Genomic DNA, 18,975 nt, shown 5'->3' with positions numbered 1-18,975 from the left:
GCCACCGCAGGAGATAGAGGATCCCCTCACTCCCAGGTGTGCACCGGCTCCCCGGCCCGGGCGAGCTCAAGGTAGTCGCCGAGCATGCCGTGCAGCGCCTCCGCCCGGGTCTGCCCCGCGCGCTCCCGCGCCGCGACGCTGCCCCGCTGCCAGGTCGCCCCGTTGCGCCCGGTCACGCAGCGCTGCTCGATGATGCCGAGGTACCGATCGCGTGCCGCCGGGTCGACACCGTACGCGTCGAGCCCCTCGGCGGCCATCGGCAGCAGTCGCCGCAGCACGAGCTCGCGCGCGCCGACCCAGCCCACCTCGGGCCAGTAGAGTCGCGCCTCGATCCCGTCGCGCGCGCCCGCCCGCAGGTTCTCGGCCGCGGCATCGAAGCTCATCTGCGTCCACAGCGGACGATCCGCCTCGGCGAGCGTGCGCACGAGACCGTAGTAGAAGGCCGTGTCGGCGAGCACGTCCACGACCGTCGGCCCCGCGGGCAGCACGCGGTTCTCGACACGCAGGTGGGCGGTGCCGTCGACCGTGTCGTAGATGGGTCGGTTCCAGCGGTACACCGTGCCGTTGTGCATGCGCAGCTCGGCGAGGGAGGGCGCGCGGCCGGCGGCGAGTTCCGCGAAGGGGTCCTCGTCGGTGACGGCCGGCAGCAGCGCCGGGAAGTACCGCGAGTTCTCCTCGAAGAGGTCGAAGATCGAGGTGACCCAGCGCTCCCCGAACCACACGCGCGGGCGCACGCCCTGATTCTTCAGCTCCTGCGAGCGGGTGTCGGTGGCCTGCTCGAACATCGGGATGCGGGTCTCGTGCCATAGGGCGCGTCCCGCGAAGAACGGGGAGTTGGCGGCGAGCGCGACCTGCACCCCGGCCATGGCCTGCGCCGCGTTCCAGTACGGCGCGAAGGAGTCCGGCTCGACCTGCAGGTGCAACTGCACCGAGGTGCAGGCGGCCTCGGGAAGGATCGTGTCGGTCACGATGTCGAGGCTCTCGCGGGGGCGGCCCGGCAGCGGTACGCCGTCCAGCTTCAGCTCGATGTCCTCCCCGCGCGCGGCGAGCACCTGCTGGCCGAGCAGGCTGTAGCGCGGATCCTCCGAGATCCAGCGCTCGGTGAAGTGGTGCTCGTCGAGGGTGGGCAGCATCCCGATCATCGCGATCGCATTGCCGGTCGCCGCCTGCACCCGGGCATCCGCCTCGTCGATGGCGTTGCGCAGCGACGTCTCGAGATCGCGCGTGCGCCCTCCGCCGATCGGGCGCGGCGCGACGTTGACCTCGATGTTGAACCGGCCGAGTTCGGTCTGGAACGCGGGGCTGGCGATCGCTTCCAGCGCCGCTTCGTTGGCCATGGCCGGATCCCCGGCGCGATCGACGAGGTTGAGCTCGATCTCGAGGCCGAGTTGAGGCAACGCTCCGTCGAAGCGTCCATCGGCGAGCATCTCGGCGAGCGCGTCGAGGCACTGCTCGGTCTTGGCGCGGAACTTCGTACGGTCCTGGCGCGTGAAACTGCGCGCGTCGATGCGGTCACCCATCCCTCGACGGTAGCGGCCGTACGCGAATCACCCCGACCCCTTGACATTTCATCATTGTGACGAACGGCACATTCGTTATATGTTTGCCCCATGAGCGTCGAGAGCCCGAATCCCGAGAGCACCCCGGCCACGCAGGCCACCCCCGCCGAGAACGCCACCGCCGCGAACACGCGTGCGCTCGAGGGCGGGATCGTGACCGACCTCGAAGGCAAGATGACCTACGGGTCGTACCTCGGGCTCGACCAGCTGCTCACGGCGCAGCGCCCGGTGAGCACCCCCGAGCACCACGACGAGATGCTGTTCATCATCCAGCACCAGACCACCGAGCTGTGGCTCAAGCAGCTGCTGCACGAGCTCTCGTCGGCGCGTGAACTGCTCGCCCGCGACGACCTGCGCGAGGCCCTCAAGCGCATTGCCCGCGTCAAGCGCATCCAGGACGTCATGACCCAGCAGTGGGCGGTGCTCGCGACCCTCACCCCCACCGAGTACGCGCAGTTCCGCGGCGCGTTGGGCAACTCCTCGGGCTTCCAGTCGGTGCAGTACCGTGCGGTCGAGTTCGCCCTCGGCAACAAGAACGAGAAGATGCTGGGCGTCTTCCGCGATCACCCCGCCAACCTCGCACTGCTCACCGCCGAGTGGGAGAAGCCGACCCTGTACGACGAGTTCCTGCGCTTCGCCGCCCGCCGTGGGCTGCCGATCCCCGCCGAGATCCTCGACCGCGATGTGCGGGAGCCCTACCGGATGACGCCCGAGCTCGTGCCCGCGATCCGCGAGATCTACCAGGACCCGAGCCGGTACTGGGATCTCTACGAGGCGTGCGAAGACCTCGTCGACCTCGAGGACAACTTCCAGTTCTGGCGTTTCCGCCATCTCAAGACCGTGGCCCGCACGATCGGCATGAAGGTCGGCACCGGCGGCTCCAGCGGCGTCGGTTTCCTGCAGCGCGCGCTCGATCTGACGTTTTTCCCCGAGCTCTACGCCGTGCGCACCGAGATCGGCAGTTGATGAGGGCGACGACCTTCTTCGACGGCGAGGAATGGCGCGAGGGCGTGATCGAGACGTCGGGCGATCGGATGCTCGTGCGCGATGCGACCCCGGCCGACCACCTCCCCCGCCTCGACGGCGTCGTGACGGGCGGGTTCACCGACCACCACGTGCACCTGCAGCTCGTCGACCCCTCGGGACTCGCCGCCTCGACGCTCGGCCGCGTCATCGACCTCGGGGCGAACGTGACCGAGATCGCACGGCTCGGCGAGACGCTCGCCCCCGTGCGTCTCGACTACGCCGGCGCCTTCCTCACGGCCCCGGGCGGCTACCCCTCCGACCGCGCGTGGGCCCCGGCGGGTTCGGTGCGCGAGATCAACGACGCGGCGCAGGCCGCCGAGGCGGTGGACGAGATGGCGGATGCCGGTGCCCGGTGCCTCAAGGTCGCCAGCAACACGACCGCGGGCCCGGTGTTCGGCGACGAGCTCATCCGCACGATCGTCGACCTCGCGCGGACCCACGGCCTCGCCGTCACCGCTCACGCGGAGGGACCGGGCGAGGCGCAGCGCCTCGCCCGACTCGGCGTCGCGCGCCTCGCGCATGCTCCCTTCACCGAGGTGCTCGACGACGACGAGATCGCCGCGCAGGCGGCATCCGTCGCGTGGATCTCGACGCTCGCCGTGCACGACGACGCGACCCGCGCGGTCGCGGTCGGGAACGTGCGACGCTTCCACGCCGCCGGGGGCGCGGTGCTCTACGGCACCGACATGGGCAACGGCCCGACACCCGTCGGTCTGAACCCGGGCGAGATCGCGGCGCTCCGCGACGCCGGTCTCGACGACGCCGCCCTGCTGCGGGCGCTGGCACCGCTCGACCCGCGCGACCCCGGCGCCCGACCGCTCGTCATCCCCGGAGCGCCCGGCACCTCCCCCGACCCGCTCCTCGCCCGCCCCCTCCTCCCCGAAGACCTGAAGGTGTGACATGACCGACCTCCACGACTCCGCCGTTCTCGACTCCGCCCTTCTCGAGCACGCCCGCGCCCTCGACGCCGCCGATCCGCTCGCGGCGCACCTCGACGCCTTCGCCGATGCCCCGGGCGTCGACGCCTACCTCGACGGGAACTCGCTCGGCCGCCCCCTGCGCGACATCCCCGAGCGGCTCGCGGCCTTCGTGCGCGAGGACTGGGGCACGCGCCTCATCCGGTCGTGGGACGAGCAGTGGATGGCACTGCCGATGGAGCTCGGCGACCGCATCGGCCGCGTCGCGCTGGGCGCGGCATCCGGTCAGACCGTCGTCGCCGACTCGACCAGCGTGCTCATCTACAAACTGATGCGCGCCGCGGCCGCCGCCGACCCGACCCGCACCGAGCTCGTGATCGAGGCGGGCAACTTCCCCACCGACCGATTCCTCGCCGAGGGCGTCGCCGCCGAGACGGGTATGACGCTGCGCTGGATCGAGCCCGACCCCGTGCTCGGCGTGAGCGTCGCCGACGTCGTCGCCGTCGTGTCGGAGCGCACCGCGCTCGTCTCGCTCAGCCACGTCGACTACCGCTCCGGCGCGCTGGCCGACATGCCCGCGATCACGGATGCCGTGCACGCCTCGGGCGCGCTCATGATGTGGGACCTCTGCCACTCGGCGGGCGTCGTTCCGATGCACCTCGACGCGTGGGGCGTCGACATGGCGGTCGGCTGCACCTACAAGTACCTGAACGGCGGCCCCGGCTCACCGGCATTCGCCTATCTCAACCGTGCGCACCAGGGCACGCTGCGCCAGCCGATCCAGGGCTGGTGGAGCGCCGCCGACATCTTCGCCATGGGGCCGGAGTACGTGCCCGCCGGCGACATCCGGCAGCTGCTCAGCGGCACGCCGCCGGTCACCTCGATGCTGGCGATGCAGGGGATGCTCGACCTGATCGAGGAGTCCGGCATCGATGCGGTGCGCGCGAAGTCCCGCTCGCTGACCGACCTCGCGGTGCGCGCGTTCGACGAGCAGCTCGCCCCGCTCGGGGTGCGGCTGCTCAGCCCGCGCGACGCCGACCTGCGCGGCGGGCACGTCACGATCGGGCACCCCGACTTCCGGGAGGTCACGCAGAAGCTCTGGGCGGAGGGCGTCATCCCCGACTTCCGGTTCCCCGACGGCATCCGCCTGGGCCTGTCCCCGCTGAGCACCTCGCACATCGAGACCGTGACCGGCGTGCTGGCGGTGCGCGACGCGCTGCGCGCATGACGGTGACGGCGGAGGGCGCGGGGGTGGCGGCATCCGTCGTCGACGACATCGACGCGCGCCCCGGCAGCACGGCGTCACTGCTGCGCACGGTCGTGGGCCTGTTCCTGCGGCCGCTCGGCTGGATCTCGACGGCCGATCTCGTCTCGCTCGCCGGTGATCTCGGGATCGAAGCCGCGCAGGCCCGCACCGGCATCGCGCGCCTCAAGCAGAAGGGCCTGCTGCTGGCCGAGCGGCGCGACGCCGTCGGGTACCGCCTGAACCCGGCCGCTCTGGCGATGCTGCAGCGCGGCGATCGGCGCATCTTCGCGATGCGGCAGATGACGGATGCCGATCCCTGGTGCCTCGTGTCGTTCTCGATCCCCGAGACCGAGCGGGCGGTGCGGCATCAGCTGCGCCGTCGCCTGCACTGGATCGGCGCGGGGGTCGTGTCCTCCGCCCTGTGGGTCTGCCCCGGGCACCTGCAGGACGAGGTGCGGCAGATCGTCGACGAGGTCGGGGCGCGGGCGTGGGTCACACTCTTCCCCGCCGGGATGCCGGTGACGGATCGCACGCCGGCCGAATCGGCGGCATCCTGGTGGGATCTCGACGCGCTCGCCGACGAGCACCGCCGGTTCCAGGAGTCGCTCACGACGCTGCCCGCCGAGCCCTTCGCCGCGTACGTCCACCTGCTCGACCGCTGGCGCACGCTCCCCTACCTCGACCCGGGTCTGCCCCCGTCGATGCTGCCCGCCGACTGGCCGGGCACCCGCAGCTTCGCCGAGTTCGCCTGGCTGTCGGACACGCTCGAGGGCCCGGCCATGGCGCACGTGCGCGCGGTCACCGGGGGCTGACGGAGGGTCTCGCACGAGACGGGCTCAGCGCCCCGGCGACTCCGGCGGCGGGGCCGTCGTCCCGCGCACGACCAGTCGGGTCGGCAGGGTCACGTGGAGCTCGTCGAGCTGCTCGCCGGCGAGCAGCGAGAACACCATCTCGGCCGCGACCGAGCCGAGTCGGCGCATCGGCTGCTGGATCGTCGTCAGCGGCTGTGCGCGGCGCGATGCCTCGGGCACGTCGTCGAAGCCGATCACGGAGAGGTCCTCGGGCACCCGGATGCCCATCTCGCGGGCGACGTCGATCACGGCGATCGCCGAGAGGTCGTTCGCGGCGAACACGGCCGTCGGCCGATCCGGGCCGGCGAGCAGCACGCGCGCCGAGTCCCGGGTGGTCTGCCACTCGTAGAGGCCGGGACGGATGAGGTCGGGGTCGACGGGCAGGCCGGCATCGCGAAGCGCGCGTCGATAGCCGGCGTCGCGCAGGCCCGCGGAGCGCAGGTCGGGGCGCCCGCCGAGGAAGCTGATGCGACGGTGACCGAGCTCGAGCAGATGACGCGTCGCGGTCAGTGCGCCGCCGAAGCTGTCGGACTCGACCGTCGGCAGATCGGCGCGGCCGGTGTGCGGGTCGACGGCGACCACCGGGATCTCCGTGGCGGCGTTCACGATCGTCGGCGTCACCATGATCGCGGCGTCGATGAGGGTGCCGGAGAGGCGGCTCAGCGATCGGCGCTCCCACCCCTCCCCCGCGCCCTGATGCGACCCGCTGTAGGCGAGCAGGTCGAACGCCGTGTCGTGCACCGCGGCGCCGACGCCCTTGAGGATCTCGGCGCTGAAGGGCTCGAAGTCGGCGAGCAGCACCCCGATCACGCCGGTGCGCCGCGCGCGCATGCTGCTGGCCACGAGGCTCGATTCGTAGCCGAGTTCGCGCACCGCGTCGAGCACACGACGCACCGTGGCGTCGGCGATGCCGTACCGGCCGTTCACGGCCTTCGACACGGTCGAGACCGAGACTCCCGCCGCCTTCGCGACGTCGTGGATCGTGGTCCGCCCGCTCATGAGCGCCCATCGTATCCGCACAGGTCGGGCTTTCGGAAACTGTTTTCGAAAACGTTTGACGCCCATCATCTCCGGCAAGAGACTGCTCTGCGACGCGGTCTCACCCTGCTGCCGCGAGCGTCCGCATCGGTGCGGATGCACACACTCTCGATGAGGAGAACGATCACATGAACAGCAGAAGGCACTCCCTCGCCGCCGCGGCGGCACTGACCGCCGTCGGCGCGCTCGTCCTGAGCGGATGCACCGGCGGCACCCCCGACGGCGGCGACGGCGACGGCTCGTCGATGACCCTGTGGCACAACTCGACCACCGGCCCCGGCGTCGAGTTCTGGGAGAAGACGGTCGCCGACTTCGAGGAGGCCAACCCCGGCGTCTCGATCACCGTCCAGTCGATCCAGAACGAAGATCTCGACGGCAAGCTCCAGACCGCGCTCAACTCCGGCGATGCGCCCGACATCTTCCTGCAGCGCGGAGGCGGCAAGATGGCCGCGATGGTCAAGGCCGGTCAGCTCAAGGACCTCACCGGTTCGCTGTCGGATGCCGTGACCGACGAGATCCCCGCCGCCGCGTTCTCGGCCAGCAGTCTCGACGACAAGATCTACGCGATGCCCGTCGCCGTGCTGCCCGGCGGACTGTTCTACAGCCAGGACCTCTTCGACGAGGCCGGCATCACCGAGAACCCCACGACGCTGTCCGAGCTCGAGGACGCGACGGCCGCGCTGCGCACCGCCGGCATCGAACCCATCGCGCTCGGCGCGAAGGACGCCTGGCCCGCCGCGCACTGGTACTACTGGATGGCCCTGCGCGAGTGCAGCGCCGACACGCTGGCGAAGGCCGCCGACGAGATGAACTTCGACGACGACTGCTGGGTGCGCGCGGGCGAGGATCTCGAGGCCTTCGCCGCGACCGAGCCGTTCAACTCCGGATTCCTCACGACCACGGCCCAGCAGGGCGCGGGCAGCTCGGCCGGACTCATCGCGAACCACCAGGCCGGCATGGAGCTGATGGGCGCCTGGAACCCCGGCGTCATCGGCTCCCTCACGCCCGACCAGCAGCCGCTCGCCGACCTCGCCTGGTTCCCGTTCCCCGAGATCGAGGGCGGCGAGGGCGAGCCCGGTTCGATGATGGGCGGCGTCGACGGGTACTCGTGCTCGGTCGATGCTCCGGACGCCTGCGTCGATTTCCTGAACTACCTCGGGTCGGCCGAGGTGCAGACCGCCTACTACACCGCGTTCAACGCCCCGCCGGTGAACACGGTGGCGCAGCAGGCCGTGACCGAGCCGTATCTGCAGTCGATCCTCGAGGCCTACAACGCCGCGCCGTACGCGTCGCAGTGGCTCGACACCGTCTACGGCCAGAACGTCGGCAACGCCCTCAACGTCGCCGTCGTCGACATGCTCGCGGGTCAGGGATCACCGGAAGACATCGTCAAGGCTGTCCAGGATGCCGCTGCGAAGGCGTGAGGCGGCCGCCCGGCTGGAAGTGATCCTTCTGGCCGGGCCCGCCCTGGTCGTCTTCCTCGCCTTCGTCATCTTCCCCGTGCTGATGGCCGCCTACTACGGCTTCTTCAGCTGGCAGGGATACGGGGCTCCCACCGACTTCGTGGGTCTGAAGAACTATCTGACGATCCTGCAGGACCCGCTGTTCCACGACGCCCTGGCGCACAACGGCTTCATCCTGGTGATGTCGCTCGTGCTGCAGGGCCCGGCCGCGATCCTGCTCGCACTGCTGCTCAACCGGCGCATGCGCGGGCAGTCGCTGATCCGCGTGCTCATCTTCATCCCCTACGTGATCTCCGAGGTCGTCGTCGGCACCGGATGGAGCCTGATGCTCCAGACCAGCGGCGCCTTCAACGCCCTGCTCGAGAACGCGGGTCTCGGGTGGCTGGCGGCGGACTGGCTGTCGAATCCCGACATCGCGATCTGGACGCTGATGGTCATCATCACCTGGAAGTACGTGGGGTTCGCCGTGATCCTCTTCCTCGCGGGCCTCCAGGGGATTCCCGAGGAGCTGCACGAGGCGGCCGCGATCGACGGGGCCTCGTACTGGCAGATCCAGTGGCGCATCACGCTGCCGCTGCTCGCCCCGACGCTGCGCATCTGGGCCTTCCTGTCGATCATCGGCTCGCTGCAGCTGTTCGATCTCGTCTACATCATCTGGGGGCAGTACATCGCCTCGACCGCCGGCACCTCGACCATGGCCACGTACATGGTCGGCGAGGGCCGCAACGCCGGCAACTTCGGCTACGGCAACGCCGTCGCCGTCGTGCTGTTCCTGATCTCGCTCGTGGTCGCCCTCATCTATCAGCGCGCCGTGCTCAAGCGCGACACCGAGGGCGCCCTCACCGGGCCCGCCTCCGCGAAGAAGAAGAGGAAGAACCGATGACCGCCACCTCGCTGCTCGTGACGCAGCGTCCCGGGCGCACCGGGCGCTCCGCCCGTCCCCGCCTGCCCTGGGCGCACCCGACCGTGTACTTCGTGGCGCTGATCGTCGTCGGGCTCATGCTCGCCCCGATCGCGTACATCGTCATCGGCGGCTTCCGTACGAACGCGCAGATCACGACCGACCCCTCCGGTCTCCCGCAGCCGTGGGTGTTCTCGAACTACCTCGACGTGATCACCGGAGGGATCTTCTGGCGTCAGGTGCTGAACTCGACGATCGTCGCGGTCGCCACCACCGCCGGGGTGGTCGCGCTGGGACTCATGGCCGCCTACGTGCTGGCCCGCTACCGGTTCGCCGGTCGCGGCGTGCTCTACGCCTTCTTCGCGGCGGGGCTCATGTTCCCGTTGACGGTCGCGATCACGCCGTTGTACATCGTGGTGCGCAACCTCGGCCTGATGAACTCCCTCGGGGGCGTGATCCTCCCGCAGATCGCCTTCGCCCTGCCCACCACGATCATCATCCTCGTGCCGTTCCTCCGGGCGATCCCCGACGAGATCCAGGAGGCCGCCTTCATCGACGGCTGCAGCCGCATCGGCTTCTTCTGGCGCATGGTGCTGCCGCTGTCTCTGCCGGGGGTCATCACCACCGGCATCCTGGCGTTCATCGGCAGCTGGAACGGCTACCTGCTGCCGCTGTTCATCCTCAACGACGCCTCGGCGTTCACCCTCCCGCTCGGCGTGCAGTCGTTCTCGTCGCAGTATTCGGTCGACACGGCCAAAGTGCTCGCGTTCACGTCGCTGTCGATGATCCCCGCGCTCATCTTCTTCAGTCTGTTCGAGCGTCGCATCGTGGGCGGGCTGACCGGTGCCGTCAAGGGCTGAACGCGCCATCGGCGCCCCATCGCACTCCGTACGGAAAGAGATCATCGTGTCACACGACACCACTGCGCGCTCGACGCCCACCGCGTCGACGCAGACCCCGCGCCCGCCCCTCTCGCCGCGCGTCGCCGCGCTCCTCGCCGAGATGACCCTCGATGAGAAGCAGGCACAGCTGGTCGGCTTCTGGGTCGACCAGGGAGACGAGGTCGTCGCCCCGATGGCCGGCGAGAAGAAGACCTCGACGCGCTACGAAGAGGCCACCGCGCACGGCATCGGCCACCTCACGCGCGTCTACGGCACCCGCCCCGTCGACCCCGGCGAGCGCGCCGCATGGCTGTGGTCGGAGCAGGCCCGCCTGCAGCGCGAGACCCGCCTCGGCATTCCCGCGCTCGTGCACGAGGAGTGCCTGACCGGCCTCGCGGCATGGCAGGCGGCGACGTATCCGACGCCACTCGCCTGGGGAGCGTCGTTCGACCCGGCGCTCGTGGAGCGGGTGGGCGCGGCGATCGGCTCGTCGATGCGCACGCTCGGCATCCACCAGGGGCTGGCCCCCGTGCTCGACGTCGTGCGCGATCCGCGGTGGGGGCGCGTCGACGAGTGCATCGCCGAGGACCCCCTGGTCGTCGGCGTGATCGGCACCGCCTACGTGCGCGGCATGCAGTCGCAGGGCGTGCACGCGACGCTCAAGCACTTCGTGGGGTACTCGGCGTCGCGCGCCGGGCGCAACCACGCTCCGGTGCACGCCGGTGGGCGCGAGATCGAGGACGTGCTGCTGCCGCCGTTCGAGATGGCCGTGCGCGAGGGCGGAGTGCGCAGCGTCATGAACTCGTACACCGACATCGACGGCATCCCGGTGGCGGCCGACGCGCACTACCTCGACGACATCCTGCGCGAGCGGTGGGGGTTCGACGGTGTGGTGGTGTCGGACTACTTCGCCGTCGACTTCCTGCGCTCGATGCACCGCATCGCCGCCGACTCGTCCGAGGCCGCGGCTCTGGCCCTCACCGCCGGCATCGACGTCGAGCTCCCCTCGCCCGACGCGTACACCACGCTCGCGGCGCAGGTGCGCCAGGGCACGCTCGCCGAAGAGCTGCTCGATCGCGCGGTCGGTCGTGTGCTCGCGCAGAAGGAGGAGCTCGGGCTGCTCGACGCCGACTTCACCACCGCTCCGCCGACGGCCGTCGATCTCGACTCCCCCGCGCACCGCGCTCTCGCCCGCGAGCTCGCGGAGGAGTCGATCGTGCTGCTGAGCAACGACGGCATCCTGCCCCTGGTCGCGGACCCCACCAGGCGCATCGCCGTGATCGGCCCCAATGCCGACAGCACCGAGGCGCTGATGGGCTGCTACTCCTTCGTCAACCACGTGCTCGCCCACCACCCCACGACGCCCGCCGGCATCGCCCTGCCGACGGTGCTCGAGGCCCTGCGCGCCGAGCTGCCGGACGCGACCGTCACGCACGCGGTCGGCGGCGCCGCCGAAGGCGACGACCGCAGCGGGATCGCGGATGCCGTCGCCACCGCGCGAGCCGCGGATCTCGCCGTGGTCGTCGTGGGCGACCGCGCGGGGCTGTTCGGCCGCGGAACGGTCGGCGAGGGCAACGACGTCGACACCCTCGATCTGCCGGGCGTGCAGCGGGAACTCGTCGAGGCGATCGTCGAGACCGGCACGCCCGTGGTGCTCGTCGCCATGACGGGTCGCCCCTACGCCCTGGACTGGGCGCTGCCGACGCGTGCGACGCCGGGCGGAGCATCCGCGGGTCTCGGTGCCGTGAACTCCCCCGCGGCGGCCCGCGTCTCGGAGGAGGCCCCGGCCGCGCGCCGGCCGGCTGCGGTGCTGCAGACGTTCTTCCCCGGCGAGGAGGGCGCCCCCGCGCTCGCACGCCTGCTCACCGGACGCGTCGACCCGTCGGGGCGTCTGCCCGTCTCCCTGCCGCGTTCCGCCGGAGCGCAGCCTTACTCGTACCTGCACCCCGTGCTCGGCGGACGCACCGACATCACGAGCGTCGACCCCACACCCGTTCGCCCCTTCGGGTTCGGACTCGGCTACACGTCGTTCACGCACACGGCGATCGAGGCCGATGCGACGGTCGTCGCCGGCGCCTCGTTCCGCGTCGCGGTCGAGGTGAACAACGTCGGAGGACGTGACGGCGTCGACGTCGTGCAGCTCTACGCGCACGACGAGGTCGCGAGCGTCGTGCGCCCCGTGGCTCAGCTGATCGGATTCGAGCGGATCGGGCTGGCCGCCGGTGAGAGCAGGCGCGTCACGTTCGACGTGCCCACCGAGCGCCTCGCCTTCACCGGGCGCGACGGCGTGCGCCGGGTCGAGCCCGGGCGGATCCGTCTCTGGGTCGGCGAGGCGTGCGACCACGAGGAGGCCGTGACGACCATCGAGATCGTCACGGCCCCCTGAGCGGGGGTGCCCTTCCACAGGCTCAGGGACCCCGCTCGGACAGCGGGTCGCTGAGCCTGTCGAAGCGTCCCCGCACGAGACTCCCTCAGGCGTCGAGGCCGGCGAGGAAGGCGCGCACGTGCTCGCCCAGCTTCACGATGCGCAGATCGCGGGCGAGCTCGCGGTCGAAGCCCTCGTAGGCGAGCGGGGGCAGCCGGCGCACGTTCTCGGAGCATCCGAAGTTCGCGCACACCAGGGTGCCGATCGTGTCGCCCTTGCGACCGGCCGGCCCGGCCTTGCGCGCGGTGAACAGCTGCACGTCGTTGCGGAGCGTGACGTCCTCGCACCACGAGCACTGGGCGCGGGCGATCACGCGCTGCTCGGCCTGCTGCAGCAGGGCGCCGGTGAACTCGCCGTCCACCTCGGTGATCACGTAGGCGCGACGCGGCGCCTTGGGGTCGACCCAGCCGAGATAGTCGATCCGGTCGAAATCGATGTCGGCGAAACCGGCGGGCAGGTTCAGGTCGGAGACCTCTTTGCGGGAGGCGTTGCGGAAGGAGGCGCGGATGGCGCGCTCGTCGATGGGACGCATGGGAGTGGATGCTTTCGTCTGATGCTCGCCGCGGAAGGACGAGTCGAGAAGTGGAGGTGGAGGGAACGATGAAGCACCGGAGACGGCATCCGCCTCCGGCCGATCGTCAGCCTCTGCCCGCGGCGCTGTGCGCGCCTGCGGCTCCTGCCTGCGCCACCCGGACGCTTCTCGACAACATCACCCGGCGAGCCTACACCCGCCCCGGCGGCGTGGGCCGGGAACGCGGTGGAACGCGACGAAGGCCCGCCCCGTCGTGACGGGGCGGGCCTTCGAACGTGCGCGGGTCAGGCCGTGAGCGTGGGGATCTCGTAGCGGCGCGGGGTGCCGAAGCGGTGCGCCGAGACCGACACGGCCTGCTCGCGCAGGTACGGGAGCATCTCGATGCGACCGGCGGTGAGGACCGGCTGGCCGTAGACGGCGACGGCCGGGGAGCCGCCGGTGCGGGCCGCGGTGTCGGCCATGCTGCCTCCGACGAGACGGATGCGTCCGCCGGTCTGCGCGAGGCGAGCGGCGCGGGCGGTCCAGGCGGTGCCGTTCTCGACCGCGATCGTGACGCCGGCGGCGCGCAGCCACGACGACACGGATGCCGGGAGGTCGGCCGCCGCGCTCACCGTGAGCGCGGCTCCCGTGCGGAGTCCGGCCGCGAGGGCGCGGATCGCGTGCACGGTCGTCGCGTCCTCGATGCGCACCGTGACGGGCACGGCGTCGTAGCGCAGGGCGTTCTGCTCGGTCTCGAGACCGGTCGCGTCGACCACGGCGCCGAACTCCGCGGCCCATGCGACCACGTCGGTCGACAGCGCGCCGGCGAGCCAGGCCGCATCCTCGCCCGAGAGGTCGCCGGCGGCGACGAGCGCGGCCTTCGACAGGGCATCGGTGGGGGCATCCGCGGCGATCGGGGCGTCGACCCAGTCGGACAGGCCGATGAGGTAGCTCGGGCCACCCGCCTTGGTGCCGGCGCCGACGGCGGCCTTCTTCCAGCCGCCGAAGGGCTGACGCTGCACGATGGCGCCGGTGGTGCCGCGGTTGACGTAGAGGTTTCCGGCCTGCACGGTCGCGAGCCACTGAGCGACCTCGTCCTCGTCGAGCGAGTGCAGACCCGAGGTGAGACCGTAGTCGATCGCGTTGACGAGGGCCGTGGCCTCCTCGAGCGTCTTCGCCGTCATGATGCCGAGCACCGGTCCGAAGTACTCCGTGAGATGGAACGGGCTGCCGGCCGCGACACCCGAACGGATGCCGGGGCGCCAGTACTGCCCCTCGTCGTCGAGCTTCTGGGGCTTCATGACCCAGTTCTCCCCGGGCTCGAGCGTGGTGAGGGCGTGGAGCAGCTTGCCCTCGGCGGGTGCGATGAGCGGTCCGATGCGGCTGGAGCCGTCGCTGGGGGCGCCGACCTTGTAGGAGCCGACGGCGTCGACGAGCTGGCGGCGGAATCGCTCGCTCTCGGCGACCGTGCCCACGAGGATCACGAGCGAGGCGGCCGAGCACTTCTGGCCCGCGTGACCGAACGCCGAGTAGGCGACGTCCTTCGCGGCGAGGTCGAGGTCGGCGCTGGGGGTGACGATGATCGCGTTCTTGCCGCTGGTCTCGGCGAGCAGGGGCAGGTCGGGGCGGAAGCTGCGGAACAGCTCGGCCGTCTCGTATCCGCCGGTGAGGATGACGCGCTCGACGGCGGGGTGGCTGATCAGCTGCGTGCCGAGCTCGCGCTCCTCGAGCTGCACGTACTGCAGCACCTCGCGGGGCACTCCGGCCTCCCACAGCGCCTCGACCATGACCGCGCCGGATCGGGCGGCCTGGGCGGCGGGCTTGATCACGACCGGGGAGCCGGCCGCGAGGGCGGCGAGCGTCGATCCGGCGGGGATCGCGACGGGGAAGTTCCACGGCGGGGTGACCACGGTCAGCCCGACGGGACGGTGCTCCGCGCCCGCGATGTTCTCGGCGCGCTTCGCGCTCTCGGCGTAGTAGTGCGCGAAGTCGATGGCCTCCGACACCTCGGGGTCGCCCTGCTCGAGCACCTTGCCGGCCTCCGAGCCCATGACCTCGAGCAGATCGGCGCGACGGGCTTCGAGCACATCGCCCGCACGGTGCAGGATCTCGGCACGACCGGCGGCGCCGAGCGCACGCCAGGCATGGCCTGCGGCGACGGCCTCGGCGATCACGGTGTCGAGGGCCGCGGCATCCGACAGCGTGTGCGTGCGCACGGTCTCGTCGCCGAGCGTCGACGACTCCATGCGCGAGCGGATGCCGTCGCCCCACGCGCGGTTCGCGGCGAGGCTCGGGTCGGTGTCGGGGGTGTTCTCGAAGCCGTCGCGCGGGGCGGCGGGCGCTGCCTGCGTGCGGTCCTGCACGCGGTTCGAGCCGGGGACCTCGGTCGGCATCGACGCGATCGAGGCGAGGAAGCGGTCGCGCTCACGGGCGAAGAGCGCGGGCTGCTCGTCGAGGTCGAACACGGCCGACATGAAGTTGTCGGTCGACGCACCCTCTTCGAGGCGGCGGATCAGGTACGCGATCGCGACGTCGAACTCGGCCGGGTGCACGACCGGCGTGTAGAGCAGCAGCGAGCCGACGGTGCGGCGCACGACGGTGGCCTGCGCGGATGCCATGCCGAGAAGCATCTCGAACTCGATCCCGTCGGTGGCGCCGCGCCGGTTCGCGAGCAGCCAGGCGAGGGCGATGTCGAAGAGGTTGTGACCGGCGATGCCGATGCGCACGTTGCCGATGCGGTCGGGGTGCAGGGCGTAGTCGAGCACGGCCTTGTACGAGGCATCCGATGCCTCCTTGCTGTGCCAGGTGGCGAGCGGCCAGTCGTGCGACTCGGCGTCGACGCGCTCCATGGGCAGGTTCGCGCCCTTGACGACGCGCACCTTGATCGGCGCACCGCCGGAGGCCGTGCGGGCCGCCGACCACTCCTGCAGGCGGATCATCGCACCGAGGGCGTCGGGCAGGTACGCCTGCAGCACGATGCCGGCCTCGAGCGAGCGGAACTCCTCGCGCTCGAGGATCGTCGTGAAGACCGCGATCGTGAGGTCGAGGTCCTTGAACTCCTCCATGTCGAGGTTGATGAACTTGCCGCGCTTCACCGCGATGCGGTACAGCGGCGCGAGGGCGTCGACGGCGTGCGCGACCGCGTCGTCGAAGGCCCAGGGGCTGTGCGGGGCGACGGTGGAGGAGACCTTGATCGAGACGTAGTCGACGTCGCTGCGCTCGAGCAGGCGACGGGTGCCGTCGAGGCGGCGCGCGGCCTCCTCCTCGCCGAGGATCGCCTCGCCGAGCAGGTTGACGTTGAGGTGCACGCCGTCGGTCGACTTGATGCGCGTGATGGCCTTGCCGAGCTTCGCGTCGGTGGCGTCGACGATGAGGTGGCGCACCATGCCGCGGAGCACCCGGCGGCTGATCGGCACGACGACGCCGGGGAACGCGGGGGCGAGTGCGCCGCCGAGCTTGATGAGCCCGCGCAGCGCGCCGGGCAGGAATGCCGGAGTGAGCGGCACGAGATCGCGGAGGTTGGCGGCCGCGACCCTGAGGTCTTCGGGGCGCACGACGCCGTCGACGAAGCCGACCGTGAAGTCGAGGCCGTTCGGGTCGCTCAGCACACCGGCGAGGCGCTTGGCGGCGGTGTCGGCCGGCACCTCGCGGCTCTCGACGAGCCAGCGCTGGACGAGCGCGACCGCGTCGTCGGCGAGGGCGGCGAGCTCTGCGCTGCCGGTCGGGGCGGCCTCGGCCGGGGCCGTCTCGGGAGTGGTCTGCGTCATCGGGGGTCCTCTTCGTCTGAGCTCGTACGCCGAGCACGCGCGCGGGTGGGTGCGACTCTCAGTGTGGGGCGCGGCATCCGTTATGAAAAGCGAATGTTTACGATGGGTACTGTTCGATGTCTTCGATGCTTTCGGGAGGTCTCCGTGTTCGAGCTGCGCCGCCTGCGCCTGCTGCACGAGTTGCACCTGCGCGGCACTATCGCCGATGTCGCCACGGCTCTGTCGTTCAGCCCCTCGACGGTGTCGCAGCAGCTCGCGCAGCTCGAGCGCGAGGCCGGGGTCGCTCTGCTCGAACCCGACGGCCGGCGGGTGCGCCTCACCGCGCGCGGCCGCCTGCTCGCCGCGCACGCCGCGCGCGCGCTCGAACTCGACGAGGCCGCCCGCGCCGAACTGTCGGAGGAGGCGCCGGCGCAGGTGCGCATCGCCGTCATGCCCACGGCCGCGGAGGCGCTCGTGCCCCCGGCACTCACGCTGCTGGCCGAACGGATGCCGGGGCTCCGCCTCGAGATGGTGGAGTTGCCGCCCGAGATCGCGCTCTTCGAGTTGCAGGCCCGGGCGTTCGACCTAGTCGTCGCCGAGCAGTACCCCGGCCACACGCGGGAGATCGCCGACGGGATCGACCGCACATTGCTCGGCGTCGATCCGATCCGACTGGCCGTGCCCCGCGGGGATGCCGCGCACGGGCTGGAGGACCTGCGCGATCGGGCGTGGGTGCTCGAGCCTCAGGGCGCCGCGGTGCGGCGATGGGCCGTGCAGCAGTGCCGGGCCGCGGGGTTCGAGCCCGACGTGCGCTTCGAGGCCACGGATCTCGTGTCGCACGCCCGGCTCGTCGCCGCCGGTCATGCCGTCGCGATGCTGCCCGATCTCGTGTGGACCGGAGGGCGGACGACCGTGAGCCTGCGGGAGCTGCCCGGGTCGCCCGTGCGCGAGATCTTCGCCGCCACCCGCGCGTCGTCGCGCGACGATGCGGCGATCACAGCGGTGCGCGACGCGCTGGCCGATGCGCTGTCCGCCCACGAACCGCGCTGACGGCGGGGCTGACGGCGGGGGCTGCGCCCGGTTGCCGGGCCCGGTTGCTGGGCCCGGTTGCTGGGCGGGGGCGGGCGCTGGGCTGGTGCTGGGCTGGCGGGCACTGGGCTGGCGGGCGGGCTTGGCTCCCACGACGCGAGCGAGCAGCGAGATGGAGCGCCGTGCTCGACGCTGGGCCCATGGACTTTTCGAGGCGACCGTGCCGTTCACGCTCCGATTCCTGAGCGAGCGCAGCGAGACGAAGGGCCGCACCCCTGTCGCTGTTGGGTCCCTGAGCTTGCCGAAGGGTCCCGCCCCGCCCCGCCCCTGTCGCTGCTGGGTCCCTGAGCTTGCCGAAGGGCCCCGCCCATGTGCACTCGTTCTGCACCGGTGCCGTGTTGCCCCGAGTTCTCCACCATTCACGTGGATACTCGCTTTGGCCTGGGGTTTTCGTGTCGGAATGTCGGTGGCTACTGGTGGACTGGGACGCATGAACAGCACCGCCGAAGTCCTGGACCGGGTCGCCGCCGACCTGGCCGCGGTGCTGCGCGCGGACGCGCTGGCGGGGCTGACGGATGCCGAGAAGATGCAGGTGCTCCGGGCCGCGGGTGAGGTCGCCCGTCGGGTGGATGCGGTCATCGTGGAGACGGTCGGATCGGTCGATCAACGCCCGGCGGGATCAGGGGAATTGGCGTTCTGCGGACGGTTCGGATGCCGGACGATGAACGAACTCGTCCAACGGGTGCTGCGTACGGACGCGGCGGGGGCGGCACGGGTCGTGAAAGCCGGAAAGATCGTCCGGCGGGAGCTGGACTTCTCCTCCGGAGCGATGCTGCCCGCCCGATGGCCCGCGATGCGGGAAGCGCTGCTGAACGGGGCCGTCGGGGTCGCGGGGCTGCTCGCGGCGACCGGACCTGTCGAGCAAGCGGGCGTCCGGATCGGTGTGGCGGACCGGTTGCATGCGGATGCCGAACTGGCCGAGTACGCGCGCGGGCTCGTCGCCGTCGAGAGTGCGGATGGGGCCGCGGACACCGATGCCGATGGATGCGGCGACGCCAATGCCGGCCCTGGCCGCGGGCTCGAAGCAGGCCCACCTGCTACGCCCGAAGATCTCAAGCTCCTGTCGCGGGTGATCGTGACCTACCTCGACCCGGACGGTGCGGAACCCGCGGAAGAGCAGGCGATGCGCGCCCGGGGGATCGTGCTCGGGCGGGTGAAGGACGGGGTGATCCCGATCCGCGGGTCGCTGCTGCCCGAGACGGCGGGGCAGCTGCAACGCATCTGGGACGCGTACCTGAACCCGAAAGTCGACGGGCCGCCCGTCCCCGCGACCCCGCTCCCGGATGCGGGCATGGCCAGTGGGGTGCGGTTCGTCCCATCCG

14 protein-coding genes are annotated in these 18,975 nt (G+C 71.3%); 10 read left to right on the top strand and 4 right to left on the bottom strand.

The features are described 5' to 3' along the window. Positions 1-26: 26 nt before the first annotated feature. Complete coding sequence (locus WFJ97_RS16310; protein ID WP_336642248.1) at positions 27-1,520, bottom strand: glutamate-cysteine ligase family protein; 1,494 nt, start codon at positions 1,518-1,520, stop codon at positions 27-29. A 213-nt stretch (positions 1,521-1,733) separates the two neighbouring features. Between WFJ97_RS16310 and WFJ97_RS16305 the strand changes: the two genes are divergently transcribed. Genes WFJ97_RS16305 through WFJ97_RS16290 form a run of 4 tightly spaced genes read left to right on the top strand, consistent with a single transcriptional unit; the run spans position 1,734 to position 5,560 of the window. Beyond that, positions 1,734-2,525, top strand: a complete 792-nt coding sequence (locus WFJ97_RS16305) for a tryptophan 2,3-dioxygenase (protein ID WP_336642256.1) — start codon at positions 1,734-1,736, stop codon at positions 2,523-2,525. After that, complete coding sequence (locus tag WFJ97_RS16300; protein WP_336642247.1) at positions 2,525-3,484, top strand: amidohydrolase family protein; 960 nt, start codon at positions 2,525-2,527, stop codon at positions 3,482-3,484. The genes WFJ97_RS16305 and WFJ97_RS16300 overlap by 1 nt, the downstream gene beginning before the upstream one ends. A 1-nt stretch (position 3,485) precedes the next feature. Further along, positions 3,486-4,730, top strand: coding sequence for a kynureninase (locus tag WFJ97_RS16295; RefSeq protein WP_336642246.1), 1,245 nt, complete (start codon positions 3,486-3,488; stop codon positions 4,728-4,730). Continuing rightward, on the top strand, positions 4,727-5,560 hold the full coding sequence (locus WFJ97_RS16290) for a PaaX family transcriptional regulator (protein ID WP_336642245.1): 834 nt from the start codon (positions 4,727-4,729) through the stop codon (positions 5,558-5,560). The genes WFJ97_RS16295 and WFJ97_RS16290 overlap by 4 nt, the downstream gene beginning before the upstream one ends. A 24-nt stretch (positions 5,561-5,584) precedes the next feature. Here WFJ97_RS16290 and WFJ97_RS16285 read toward each other — a convergent pair whose 3' ends face one another. After that, positions 5,585-6,598: a LacI family DNA-binding transcriptional regulator gene (locus tag WFJ97_RS16285; protein WP_247624659.1), complete on the bottom strand. Its 1,014-nt coding sequence runs from the start codon at positions 6,596-6,598 to the stop codon at positions 5,585-5,587. Between the two features lie 167 nt (positions 6,599-6,765). Between WFJ97_RS16285 and WFJ97_RS16280 the strand changes: the two genes are divergently transcribed. The 4 genes from WFJ97_RS16280 to WFJ97_RS16265 all read left to right on the top strand — a co-directional run bounded on the left by WFJ97_RS16280 (position 6,766) and on the right by WFJ97_RS16265 (position 12,268). After that, positions 6,766-8,061: an extracellular solute-binding protein gene (locus WFJ97_RS16280; RefSeq protein ID WP_336642244.1), complete on the top strand. Its 1,296-nt coding sequence runs from the start codon at positions 6,766-6,768 to the stop codon at positions 8,059-8,061. Beyond that, the gene (locus WFJ97_RS16275; RefSeq protein WP_247624657.1) at positions 8,042-8,983 is read left to right on the top strand and encodes a carbohydrate ABC transporter permease; all 942 of its coding nucleotides are present in this window, start codon (positions 8,042-8,044) and stop codon (positions 8,981-8,983) included. The genes WFJ97_RS16280 and WFJ97_RS16275 overlap by 20 nt, the downstream gene beginning before the upstream one ends. After that, positions 8,980-9,861 (top strand): carbohydrate ABC transporter permease, encoded by an 882-nt coding sequence (locus WFJ97_RS16270; RefSeq protein WP_247624656.1) that lies wholly within the window; start codon positions 8,980-8,982, stop codon positions 9,859-9,861. The genes WFJ97_RS16275 and WFJ97_RS16270 overlap by 4 nt, the downstream gene beginning before the upstream one ends. Positions 9,862-10,003: 142 nt before the next feature. After that, entirely contained in the window at positions 10,004-12,268 is a 2,265-nt protein-coding gene (locus tag WFJ97_RS16265; RefSeq protein ID WP_336642255.1) for a beta-glucosidase family protein, read from the top strand. A gap of 85 nt (positions 12,269-12,353) precedes the next feature. Here the strand turns inward: WFJ97_RS16265 and WFJ97_RS16260 are convergent, their stop codons facing one another. Together WFJ97_RS16260 and WFJ97_RS16255 are read right to left on the bottom strand one after the other, a co-directional pair. Continuing rightward, complete coding sequence (locus tag WFJ97_RS16260; protein WP_247624655.1) at positions 12,354-12,839, bottom strand: FBP domain-containing protein; 486 nt, start codon at positions 12,837-12,839, stop codon at positions 12,354-12,356. 284 nt (positions 12,840-13,123) lie between these two features. Continuing rightward, complete coding sequence (locus WFJ97_RS16255) at positions 13,124-16,585, bottom strand: bifunctional proline dehydrogenase/L-glutamate gamma-semialdehyde dehydrogenase (protein WP_336642243.1); 3,462 nt, start codon at positions 16,583-16,585, stop codon at positions 13,124-13,126. Between the two features lie 144 nt (positions 16,586-16,729). Between WFJ97_RS16255 and WFJ97_RS16250 the strand changes: the two genes are divergently transcribed. Continuing rightward, entirely contained in the window at positions 16,730-17,614 is an 885-nt protein-coding gene (locus WFJ97_RS16250; protein ID WP_336642242.1) for a LysR family transcriptional regulator, read from the top strand. A 469-nt stretch (positions 17,615-18,083) separates the two neighbouring features. Then, positions 18,084-18,975, top strand: an 892-nt coding sequence (locus WFJ97_RS16245) for a DUF222 domain-containing protein (RefSeq protein ID WP_336642241.1), incomplete at its 3' end; no start/stop codon positions are given.

This window comes from Microbacterium sp. USHLN272 (assembly GCF_037149655.1).
Lineage (GTDB): Bacteria > Actinomycetota > Actinomycetes > Actinomycetales > Microbacteriaceae > Microbacterium > Microbacterium galbinum.
The sequence above is the reverse complement of the archived record's forward strand: the minus strand, read 5'-3'. Positions and strand labels throughout refer to the sequence as shown.

Excerpts from the sequence above, each read along its gene's own strand:
- WFJ97_RS16310 (WP_336642248.1), bottom strand. The coding sequence starts at position 1,520 with ATGGGTGACCGCATCGACGCGCGCAGTTTCACGCGCCAGGACCGTACG.
- WFJ97_RS16305 (WP_336642256.1), top strand. The coding sequence starts at position 1,734 with ATGACCTACGGGTCGTACCTCGGGCTCGACCAGCTGCTCACGGCGCAG.
- WFJ97_RS16300 (WP_336642247.1), top strand. The coding sequence starts at position 2,525 with ATGAGGGCGACGACCTTCTTCGACGGCGAGGAATGGCGCGAGGGCGTG.
- WFJ97_RS16295 (WP_336642246.1), top strand. The coding sequence starts at position 3,486 with ATGACCGACCTCCACGACTCCGCCGTTCTCGACTCCGCCCTTCTCGAG.
- WFJ97_RS16290 (WP_336642245.1), top strand. The coding sequence starts at position 4,727 with ATGACGGTGACGGCGGAGGGCGCGGGGGTGGCGGCATCCGTCGTCGAC.
- WFJ97_RS16285 (WP_247624659.1), bottom strand. The coding sequence starts at position 6,598 with ATGAGCGGGCGGACCACGATCCACGACGTCGCGAAGGCGGCGGGAGTC.
- WFJ97_RS16280 (WP_336642244.1), top strand. The coding sequence starts at position 6,766 with ATGAACAGCAGAAGGCACTCCCTCGCCGCCGCGGCGGCACTGACCGCC.
- WFJ97_RS16275 (WP_247624657.1), top strand. The coding sequence starts at position 8,042 with ATGCCGCTGCGAAGGCGTGAGGCGGCCGCCCGGCTGGAAGTGATCCTT.
- WFJ97_RS16270 (WP_247624656.1), top strand. The coding sequence starts at position 8,980 with ATGACCGCCACCTCGCTGCTCGTGACGCAGCGTCCCGGGCGCACCGGG.
- WFJ97_RS16265 (WP_336642255.1), top strand. The coding sequence starts at position 10,004 with ATGACCCTCGATGAGAAGCAGGCACAGCTGGTCGGCTTCTGGGTCGAC.
- WFJ97_RS16260 (WP_247624655.1), bottom strand. The coding sequence starts at position 12,839 with ATGCGTCCCATCGACGAGCGCGCCATCCGCGCCTCCTTCCGCAACGCC.
- WFJ97_RS16255 (WP_336642243.1), bottom strand. The coding sequence starts at position 16,585 with ATGACGCAGACCACTCCCGAGACGGCCCCGGCCGAGGCCGCCCCGACC.